The 9,884-nt window shown below is 43.0% G+C and carries 7 protein-coding genes; 6 read left to right on the top strand and 1 reads right to left on the bottom strand.

Translation table 11 applies throughout. The annotated features are described in order from the left end of the window. On the top strand, window positions 1–474 hold a 474-nt coding region (locus N3A72_09015), incomplete at its 5' end, for a lactonase family protein (protein ID MCX7919724.1). Window positions 475–790: 316 nt separating this feature from the next. Here the strand turns inward: N3A72_09015 and N3A72_09010 are convergent. Further along, window positions 791–2,857, bottom strand: a complete 2,067-nt coding sequence (locus tag N3A72_09010) for a diguanylate cyclase (protein MCX7919723.1) — start codon at window positions 2,855–2,857, stop codon at window positions 791–793. A gap of 381 nt (window positions 2,858–3,238) precedes the next feature. Here N3A72_09010 and N3A72_09005 point away from each other — a divergent pair, with 381 nt between their 5' ends. From N3A72_09005 to N3A72_08985, 5 genes are all read left to right on the top strand, one after another. Next, a complete protein-coding gene (locus tag N3A72_09005; protein ID MCX7919722.1) occupies window positions 3,239–3,655 on the top strand; it encodes a hypothetical protein in 417 nt (138 codons plus the stop codon). 150 nt (window positions 3,656–3,805) lie between these two features. After that, the gene (locus N3A72_09000; GenBank protein MCX7919721.1) at window positions 3,806–5,389 is read left to right on the top strand and encodes a glycosyltransferase; all 1,584 of its coding nucleotides are present in this window, start codon (window positions 3,806–3,808) and stop codon (window positions 5,387–5,389) included. Window positions 5,390–5,566: 177 nt separating this feature from the next. Then, window positions 5,567–6,523 (top strand): polysaccharide biosynthesis/export family protein, encoded by a 957-nt coding sequence (locus N3A72_08995; protein ID MCX7919720.1) that lies wholly within the window; start codon window positions 5,567–5,569, stop codon window positions 6,521–6,523. A 69-nt stretch (window positions 6,524–6,592) separates the two neighbouring features. Beyond that, the gene (locus N3A72_08990) at window positions 6,593–7,810 is read left to right on the top strand and encodes a DUF362 domain-containing protein (protein ID MCX7919719.1); all 1,218 of its coding nucleotides are present in this window, start codon (window positions 6,593–6,595) and stop codon (window positions 7,808–7,810) included. A 23-nt stretch (window positions 7,811–7,833) separates the two neighbouring features. Continuing rightward, on the top strand, window positions 7,834–9,840 hold the full coding sequence (locus tag N3A72_08985; protein MCX7919718.1) for a polysaccharide biosynthesis tyrosine autokinase: 2,007 nt from the start codon (window positions 7,834–7,836) through the stop codon (window positions 9,838–9,840). The last annotated feature ends 44 nt before the right edge of the window (window positions 9,841–9,884 follow it).

Below are 9,884 nucleotides of genomic sequence, written 5' to 3'. Positions count from 1 at the left end.
GCATTTGCTATGCTTTCTTTAACCAGTCGAGTAGATGTGGAAATATATCCAGTGTTATCCGATGGCAGGTTAGATACTACCCGAGTACAACAATTTGATATTGGGAGTAATGCGAAAGCTATAGCCATAAGTAAGGATGATAGATATATTTATGTAGGATTCTGGGACGAGAGATGGCCGATTGTGGTTTTACGCCGAGTTGAGGGTTCTAGTGGTCGCTATGAAGATACCGGCTGGCGGATTCCTGTAGGGTATTGGGTATGGCAAATGATTGTATCTCCGGATGGAAAATATCTAGTAGTGAATGACCATCATATTTTAGAGACTTTTGCAATTCAGGATGATGGAAATCTGGTGGCAACAGGTTATAAATTTCCATTTGAATCTGTTTTTGGAAATGGTCCTATGTACTTCCAATTTGCCTATCCCCCGGCACCGACGGAAATAGAACGACAATGGCAGGTGTATGAATAGAAGTATGTTGGTTGTTAGTTGTCAGAAAAAGCAGAAGTTTACCTGACGACAAGTCTGACGAAGCTTTAGCATAGTCAGAAGTTTTAACGAAGCCAGGATAGAAGCTGGAAGCTAAGAAAAAATAAAAGATAGAAGTCAGAGGTCAGAATAAAACCTGAAGGATGAAGCAAGAAGGAAGATGGAAGAGAATCTCCTAAAAAATCAGTTTCTCAAAAGGAGAATCTGATCTCCCATTCTCACGCCGTGTGAGTTTGATTTTATACCTAAGCTGAGATTGCTTCGCTAAAACCGCTCGCCATGACAGGTGGAAGCGTCCTTATAACAGCTTTTTGGTAGTATCTTCTGGTTTATCAGGTTTCTTCTTTATTTCCAGAGCCGGTTCTTTAAGATTATTCAATTCCGCTATGCAAATCCGGTTCCGCCCTGCTTCTTTCGCCGCATAAAGCGCTTGGTCGGATTTTTTTAATAAATCCTGTGGGTTGGTTCCGTGGTCAGGATATACTGCTATCCCGATACTTACCGTAATCTTTTTCGGCGCTTTTGCACCAAACGAAGATACATCAAGTCGTTCTGTAGCCGAGCGGATTTTTTCTGCTGTCTCGATAGCGCCCGCTAAATCTGTGCCGGTTAGAATAACACAGAATTCTTCTCCGCCATATCGCGCAACTAAATCGCTGGCGCGAACGGTTGCTACTAGCATCCGCCCGAAGTTTTGGAGAACCTGGTCACCGACTTCGTGTCCGAAATTATCATTGAAATATTTGAAATGGTCTAAATCGAGCATGAGAATCGCGAGTGGAGTTCTCGTTTGTGCCTGCTGTCGTTTCAAGATATGCAGTTGTTTCGCTAAATATTCATCTAAAAACCGGCGGTTATGAACTTGGGTTAACTGGTCGGTAATCGCGCGGGTCTTCTCCTGCGCCATTAACTGGAGATTAGCTATCGCTGGTGCAATCGTTGCAGCGAACGCAGCGACGATGCGCTGTTTATCCGTATCCCAATAATCTGTTTTCGGTGAAGCGAGATGAACGAGACCGAGGATTTTCCCGCCGATAATCAGCGGATGACAGAAATAACTCCCCTGCTTCGGAACTAATAATTCACAGTCGCAAATTATATCCGTCTGGACATTCGCGACCACCATTTCTTTTCCGGTGCGAATCGCGCGACATTGATGCGGGTCTTCAAGAATCGGCAATTGTGCTTGTTTTTTCGTTAGCGGATTTAATGAAGTTGCGATTTCGAGAAAATCCGCTTCCGAACTTTTCTGCAAAATAATCACCTGCGAGACCTCAAACCGTTTACTGATTTCATTTAAAAATAGCCTGTATATCTCCGATTCGGAAATACTCGCATCAATTAAACTCGAAAATTGGTTTAACGCTTCCAGTTCTTTGCGATGCCGTTCGGCTTCTTCGAAGTTGCGCGCGTTCTGAATCGCAATCGCCGCTTCGTTCGCAATCAGCGTGAACGCTTCAACTTCATCTGCAGTAAACTGCCGGACAGTGTATGTATATATTTCCAAACAACCGAGTGTTCCCCGTAACGGCAGGTTTAACGGTAACCCGATATACGAAAATACTTTCATTTTCCGCAGGAAATCTTCCGGCGCAACGCGCGGGTCGTGATAGACATCGTTAATTTGCGCAATACGCTGTTGCGTAAAAACCCAACCGCTGATTCCTTCATCAACCTTCTGGCTGGTATGTAATAGCCGAGTAGCATTTTCGCCATACGCCGCTTCAACGACCAACTCTTTCTGTGCGGTAACTAACCGAACCGTACACATATCTACCTTGAAATAGCGCACAACCTGATGGGTTAACTCGTCAAGAATCGTCCGTAAATCCAACGATTGGTTTAACGCGCGTGAAATCGCTTCAATCGTAGCGAGAATCCGATTTTTTTCTTCTAATCGTTGCGTGGTTTCTTCCAACAATTTCCGTTGTTCCTGGTCAGCAAGAACCTGTTCAAAAACTTTCCGCTGAAATAACAAGAGCATTAATACCGCAACGAGATTATAGACGACCGCCGGAACTGACCAAGGGAGCGGTTTATCGAAAAAGTTCTGATACCAGCTGAACGGAAAAATGATATTTTTCGCGGATAGAGTTAGAATCGTCGCATAAAAGTTATCAAGTGCAACCCCAACGGTCGCGAGAATTAATACCGCTAACGTAACGGCTAACGGCTGGTTTTTTGCGGATTTCGCCCGATTGAACTGTTCGTAGAACGAGGCGGATATCGTTATCCAGAGAATACCGCTGGAAACAAACAGGAGTACTGCCGGAGTCCACGCTTCGACGGTATTCGGTGCGGAAATGATAATTAAGGTAATGAGTGTTACGGTGATGATAATCACCAAGAACATCACGAACCGCATGGTTATTTCTTAAAATCCATAAATATGGGTATAGTTTAAACTAAACGGTTTTATATATTATAGCAGGTATGAAATATTTTTTCTTTGCATAGGCAAATTTAACCGAATAGCTTAACTCATTTATTCAGGATAACGATACCGCCAGTTTAACCCTCAGCTCAAATCGGATTGAAGTAAATCTCTTCCCAGCGGAGTGCGCAGCAATTTTCTGGGTAAGTAATGAACTGGAATAGTTTTTCAGCGACGGAGCCGCGATCGCGGCAGTGAAAAAAGAAAGTCAGGTTTGAAACTTGCGGAATTCTATTTGCAGGTAGTATAATATCTCGCTAGAGCGATTCGCTCGATAGCAACTTATTCTGAAATACAAAAAGGAGGTGCGATATGTCAGAACAACCTACAAGCGCAGCGGCGCCATCGCCACAATCTGAACAGCAGATTATTGAAGATGGGAAAATTTTCGCGGTTCTAGCTTATCTCGGGATTCTCTGTTTAGTTCCGCTCCTAGCGAAAAAAGATAATAAATTTGCATTATTTCATGGTAAACAAGGGTTGGTATTATTTATCGTAGAAATAATCGTTTTTCTTGTGCTGGGAATTGGCGGAATGATTATCAGTATGATTGCTGGGTTGATTCACAGTATTCTCGGCGGTATCATTGGTATGTTAATTGGATTACTTTGGTTAGTTTGTGTACTCGGGTTTTTTGCGTTATCAATCATCGGTATCGTTCAGAGTTTGAACGGGAAATATTGGGAAATGCCGGTACTCGGTAAATATGCCCAGAAGCTCAACATTTAATTCGTTAGGTTAAGTTGACTTGATGAACGACTGACCGAGCGGATTGTTTGACCAGCCTTGAAAATTTAGGTATAATTTTATAGCAACATTATTTCATTGGGGCGATTATATTGCGCCCCTATTTTTATATCAGAAAGGAAGGATGCTATTATGCAAAAAGCGAGTGTATTAATGCCGTTATATCCGGGAATGCAGGTGAACGAAAAAGCGGTTCTCGGAGTGATGAACCAGACGGTTGATGAACTCGAACTGCTGGTGCTCGACCAGCGACCGGAAGAAGAACGGAAGGATATCGAAATATTTTCAACGGATGCGCGAATTGTCTATGTCGCGAAAACCTTCAAAAACGATGCGGCATTGTATAATTATGCGTTCAATTTAGCGAAATCAAGTTATTTAATCACGCTGCCGAAAAATGTTGAGTTTCTACCGAATACCGTTGAGGTGTTCCGGAACAAGCTGATTTCGAATCCGAAACTAGCGATGGTGTATAGCGATTATACCCAAATTCATCCTGACGGGAAAAAGGAAGAGAAGGTTCTGTTCGATTATATTGGCGATATCACCGAACGAGCGAATTTTGGGTTTGTGCGCATGTATCGGTTACAGTATGTCTTCGAAGTTGGCGGCTGCGATGAACAGTTCTACCATATGGCAGAATATGATTTACGATTGAAATTAGATGATAACTATACGTTTGCGCGAATCAACCAACCGAGTTATGTATATTATGTAGCCGATACGACTCCGCAACGTGCCGCGATTGTTTCCAAACTGCATACGACGGAAGAAGGGAAGTTCGGCGTGTTCTCGTATATGTTTCTGGAGAAAGATAAAGAATACGAAATCGAAAAAGCGTTTGAAGATATGCTGCGTCGTCGTGGAGCGTATCTCTATCACGAACCGCAAGTGGTTACGTATCCGAAAGGGAAAAAATGGCCGGTTATGGTTAGCGTGATTATCCCGTGTTATAACCGCGGTGCGTTTATCGGGAAAGCTATCGAGAGTGTGTTACGACAAACCTATCAAAATTTCGAAATCATCGTGGTGGATAACGGGTCGAGCGATAACAGTATTGCGGTGGTTGAAGAGTTAATGAAAAAAGATAAACGGATACGATTGATTAAAAATAATGTGAATGTTATAGCTGTTTCACTCAATAAAGGGTTACGTGCGGCGAAAGGGAAATACTATGCGCAACTCGATTCCGATGATGAATATGCGCCAACCTGTTTAGAAAAAATGGTTCATTATCTCGAAACTCACCCTACAGCAGCGGAAGCTATCTCCTACTATGAACTCATTGATGAAAACAGTCAGGTGATTAAAGAGCTGGGAGTAATCAAACATCTGGAGTATGACCGAAACAATGTTATGCGAGTTGATGGTGCGGGTGCGTTGCGGGTATATCATCGGGAAGTAGTGCTGAACGAATTCGGTGGGTTTGATGAGACGGAATTCGGTCATTTCGGCGAAGATTTTGATATGAACTTAAAAATATCTGAAAAGTATGATATCGGGAAGGTACATGCCGTCTGCTATTATTACCGGCGGCATCCGGATAATACCGACGTGAAACGCGACCCGTGGATGAAAATTCGGAATAAAACGGTAGCACGCCAACATGCGTTAGCGCGACGAATTAAACTGAACCAACAGCTCGCGAAACAATTAGCTAAACAACTAACCGCACCATCGAAACCGGCGGTTAAAGCTAAAAAGCGCAAGAAATAATTTCTACTTACCGGAGACATAGGTAACATTCTGAGAACGCGGAGAGATGTGTAAAGGTATCCTCCGCGTTTTTTTATTGCTAATGTGTTTGACAATGTTTATCGTGTTAGTATATCCTAAATGGTTTAAAGAATGTATATGGTATGTATAGAAACCCTGATGAAATGAGAGGCGATTATGGGTAAAAATCAAACGGTTTTACTCCGTTTATTAACCGTATTCATATTGCTATTACACGGAGCTACTGTTAGACCCGAGGAAACCGGTTCTGCCTCGTATCGAATAAATATTGAGGATACGATTGCGGTTTCGGTTTGGCAGCATAATGATTTAAATATAACCGCAGTCGTTGGTCCGGATGGAACAATTTCAATGCCGTTAGTAGGCGAAATCGCGGTTAACGGATTGACGAAACAAGAGGCGAGAGAAAAGATTACTACAAAACTCAAAAAGTATATTAAGGAACCGATAGTAACCATAACGATTGTAGAATATGGCGGACGGCGGGTTCGTGTTCTCGGTCAGGTATCTAATCCCGGGTCGATACCGTTTACTGGGCGGATAACGCTGTTAGAAGCGGTATCTCGTGCGGGAGGACCAACCGTCTCAGCGCAATTACATCACTGTGCGGTATTCCGTGGTACCGAAACGGTTATCGAAGTAGATTTATATGAATTGCTCTACGAAAAGAATATGAAACTTGATATCCCACTGGAACCGGGGGATACCGTGTTTATACCGGATAACATCAATTCGCGGGTGTTTGTTCTCGGTGCGGTGCATAATCCGGGACTGTACGATCTTGGCGGCCGATTGACGGTGTTAGAAGCGATTGCTAAAGCCGGGTCGTATACCGAGGAAGCGAATCTAAGCCAAGTTTGCATCATTCGCGGGGATTTAACGAAACCGGAAATTATCAAGGTGAATATTAGAAATCAGATTCTTAAAGGAACGATTCCGAAACAGCAGAACCTGCAACCGAATGATATCGTATACGTGCCGAAAGGGCTTATTGGCAAACTGAACTTTGTGCTGGAAGAAATCACGCCGTCGTTACGTACGATTGTTCTTGGCGATAGTGCCATTAAAGCTATCCAGGGGAAAAGCGGAACCGGAATAACCATTAGCCCTTAATAGTAATGGTGTAGTTCATAATGTCATTTTTGCCAAGGTAAGAACTTAAACCAAAATAGTCTATATTCTATGCAATCAATTGTCGGAATAGCATATCGAGACGAGATACCGGAAACTCCTGTAACATATACGAATAAAAGTTTATCCGTTATCTATTCGATGCTTGAAGAAGCGATAGGATATACCGTTACTCTATCGCAACTGGTTAAGCATAAATCAGTATTAATCAAACCGAATCTGGTTCGACCGAACCTAAACCAGTTCCCAGCGATAACAACGGATGCGCGGGTTATCTTGAGTTTAGTGCAGTTACTTCGAGATGCTGGCGCAAGGGAAATCAAGGTTGGTGAAAATCCGGGATATAAATTATCTGCTAAGGAAGCGTTTGCCTTATCCGGACTGGATAAATCGTTGAGGAAATATGGTGCGAAACTCGTTTCGTTTGATAGTGAACCTGCGGTTCGAGTTAAAGTGCCCGATGCGCTAGTTATGACCGAAATGGATTTGCCGAAAGCGGTGCTGGAAGCGGAACTATTGATTAATCTGCCGAAAATGAAAACGCATATGCATACACTGGTAACGCTTGGAATCAAGAATCTCCACGGATTGCTCTATGACCACGAACGGTTATTATTCCATCGAAACGATGTGAATTTAAAATTAGTAGATATCCTACGCGCTGTCAAGCCCCAATTAACGGTCATAGATGGGATTTATGCGATGGAAGGACAATCGCCGTTGTCAGGCACTACCATTGCGGATATGAATACGCTCATTGCGGGAACTGACCCGGTAGCAGTGGATAGTGTAGGTTGTGCGGTGATGGGGATTGAACCAGATAAGGTGGCAACGAATCGAATTGCGGCATGTTCCGGGTTTGGGTTGAGCGACCTAACGAAAATTAATATTCAAGGAACGCAAATTAATCGAGTACAACGGAAATTTAAACGGCCGGTAATCAGTAGTGTTGGTGTATTCAACAAGGTAAATGTTATCGAGGGTGGAGCGTGTAGTGGATGTCTATCTGCGTTACGGCATACCCTGGATAAACTTCATTTCGAAAAGAAACTGGAAAAATATACGCCGTTAACAATTTATGTTGGTATCCCTATGCCGAATGTAGCGAATTTACCTACATGGATAGGTGATATCTGGTTATTTGGGAACTGTGCGGTGGGATTAAGTACCCAAGAGAGTATTCGGAACGCGAATGCGAACGTCGTTCTCGGTTGTGCGCCGCATATATTTGATTTATATAAACTGATTACCCAGATTTCTAAACACTGAAAATCTGTATACTCTGTTTGACTATGGAAATACGTAAATATTGGGAAATATTCGTTCGACGGAAATGGATATTCATTCAGGCGGTCGTCGTGTTTCTCGCGGTCTCGTTATTGATTTGCTTTATCCCGAAACGGATATATTCTATTTCCGCAAAACTGCAAATTACCGCACAGGATTTACAACCGCAATTCGTTGGCGATATGCCAGCGAATTTCGGTCGAATCAATGCGACATCTCCGGCGTTAAATGAGGTAGAAACGCTCCAGAGCGATGGGTTAATCGCCCAGGTAATTAAAGAACTCGATTTGAAAGATAAAAGCGGGGAACCATATTCACCACAAAAATTTACCAACCCCGGTTTTTTAACGATTGTGTTTCAGAAAATCGGTGTGAAGATTTCAAATCCGGAAGATACCGATATTATTGAAATTAGCGGGATTTCAACCGAGCCGGAACAAGCGGTTAATATTGCGAATGGATTGGTTCAACGGTATCTAGCCTTGAAATCGTTAACTAACCGGCAGGAAGCGAAAAAAGCAATCGCATATATCACGCAGCAGCTGCCGCTGGTTAAAGCAGAATTAACCCGCGCGGAAGAAATCCAGCAGACATATATCGAAACTGAACATCTGGCAAATATCGAAACCCAGCGAACGAATCTCGCGAATCAATTAGACAATTTAAACGGCGCAGTATTAGCGGCGAAACGAACCCTTACCGCTGACGAGAAACGGCGACAAGCGATTAAAGCAGAACTCGCGCAACAGCCGGAATTACAACAGGCGACGGTTAATACGGAAGCGAACCCGATACTCCAATCGTTAAAATCCACCTTATATGGATTAGAACGCGATTTAGCGCAGTTGTTAACACAATATACCGAAGAGCATCCAGACGTGAAATCAAAACGAGAACAAATTGCCCAGACGAAATCGCAAATTAAAGAACAAGTTGAAAAAACATTCGCAAATTCCGGATTAGGTCGAAACCCGTATTATGATTCGTTAATCCAAAGTTATGGGAATAATGAAATCGAGTTGGTAGTGACGAAAGCGAATCTCGAAGTGTTGCAAAACCAGATTAACGAAGTGACCGCGAAATTAGATGCGTTAGACCGGAAAGCGCTCGAGTTATCTCGATTAGACCGGATAACCGTTTCGTTACGAAACCGATACAATACCTTATTATCCCAATTACAGACCGCAAAACTTGCTGAACAAATGGAAGTAACGAATGCCGTTCTTCTTTCCGCAGCAGAAGTACCCAAATCGAAGACGGTATTGAAATCATATATCTACTTTCCGAAACGAAAATGGGTGATGATAATCGGTGCGTTTTTCGGAGTAGCGTTCGGATTATTCCTCGTCTATTTCATCGAATATCTCGATGACCGGATTTATCGGGAAGAACAAATTCGGACAATAACCGATTTGCCGATATTAAGCGTAATCCCGCAGATTTCACAGGGTATCAGTTCAATTACAGCTCTGCCACCGGCGATCCAAGAAAAATTTGCTGATCTAGCGATGCTCCTAGGAATAAAAAATTCGAGTAAACGGATTGCGATTATGAGTATCAATAAACAGGAAGGGAAATCGTTCGTTACCGCTGCGCTCGGTATCGCATTTGCTCGTTCTGGAAAGAAAACGATCTTGGTTGACGGGAATATTAAATCTCCACAATTAGCGCAATTATTTCAAATTGCCACGAGTCAGGAAATGGGTCCCGTGGCAACGGCTGTTGAAGGACTAGATATACTCAGTAGATTCCCGCAATCGGTTTTAACTCAACCGGAGAACCTTAAGCAATATCTCGAAACACTATCCCAAACATATCAGATGGTATTATTTGATACCGCGGCACTAACCGAGTCGACCGTTGCTCGAGTTATCGCACCATATACCGACACCGTCGTATTGGTTATCGGTTCCGGAATGAGTACGGTCACGGAAACTAAACAATGGCTTGCTGATTTAACTTCATCGCAATCAATAGCAATTACAGGGATTATTGTAAATCGCGTTTCCTAACCGGTATAACGTAGTACCACCTGGGCTTATCGCTGGAATTAGCA

It is taken from the genome of bacterium, assembly GCA_026416715.1.
Taxonomy (GTDB): Bacteria; UBP4; UBA4092; order JAOAEQ01; family JAOAEQ01; genus JAOAEQ01.
The sequence above is the reverse complement of the archived record's forward strand: the minus strand, read 5'-3'. Positions and strand labels throughout refer to the sequence as shown.

Bases quoted from the DNA above. Each gene is read 5' to 3' on its own strand.
- N3A72_09005 (MCX7919722.1), top strand. From the start codon at position 3,239: ATGTCAGAACAACCTACAAGCGCAGCGGCGCCATCGCCACAATCTGAA.
- N3A72_08985 (MCX7919718.1), top strand. From the start codon at position 7,834: ATGGAAATACGTAAATATTGGGAAATATTCGTTCGACGGAAATGGATA.
- N3A72_09010 (MCX7919723.1), bottom strand. From the start codon at position 2,857: ATGCGGTTCGTGATGTTCTTGGTGATTATCATCACCGTAACACTCATT.
- N3A72_08990 (MCX7919719.1), top strand. From the start codon at position 6,593: ATGCAATCAATTGTCGGAATAGCATATCGAGACGAGATACCGGAAACT.
- N3A72_09000 (MCX7919721.1), top strand. From the start codon at position 3,806: ATGCAAAAAGCGAGTGTATTAATGCCGTTATATCCGGGAATGCAGGTG.
- N3A72_08995 (MCX7919720.1), top strand. From the start codon at position 5,567: ATGGGTAAAAATCAAACGGTTTTACTCCGTTTATTAACCGTATTCATA.